Here is a 576-nt window from a genome sequence, read left to right as displayed (position 1 = left end):
AATGTTAATACAATAATCAGTATCCTGAACAGAAGAGACATTATTTTAGAAAGTCTTCAGCCTTATTTAGTTATTAATAAAGACGCTGTGACGCCATGTACGTTTCTGGGCGACCAAACCGGCGATCGATTTAGCAATATCTGTGGTGATCAATTTATCATCGATTTGTTAAAACGCATAATGAGTATCAATGAAAATGTTCATGTATTAGCTGGAAATCATGAAACGAATTGCAATGGTAACTATATGCAGAACTTCACGCGTATGAAACCACTCGATGAGGATACCTACTCTGGGATAAAAGATTATCCTGTATGTTTCTATGACCCCAAATACAAAATAATGGCAAATCATCATGGGATAACTTTTGATGATCAGCGAAAACGTTACATTATAGGACCGATAACAGTCTCTATTGATGAAATGACCAATGCTCTCGATCCGGTCGAATTAGCGGCAATTATCAATAAAAAGCATCATGCTATAATTAATGGCAAAAAGTTTAAAACTAGCCGGGCTATCTCTTGTCGATCCTTTAATCGTTATTTTTCTGTTTCGACAGATTACAGACCTAAA

At 35.8% G+C, this 576-nt stretch carries 1 protein-coding gene; it reads left to right on the top strand.

All coding sequences use genetic code 11. From position 1 onward, the window contains the following. A partial coding sequence (locus RTW80_RS26980) for a DUF4049 domain-containing protein (RefSeq protein WP_312721155.1) occupies positions 1-576 on the top strand: 576 nt, incomplete at both ends.

The organism is Escherichia sp. AM3, from assembly GCF_032029835.1.
Taxonomy (GTDB): Bacteria; Pseudomonadota; Gammaproteobacteria; order Enterobacterales; family Enterobacteriaceae; genus Escherichia; species Escherichia coli.
This window is presented reverse-complemented; position numbering and strand designations above follow the sequence as displayed.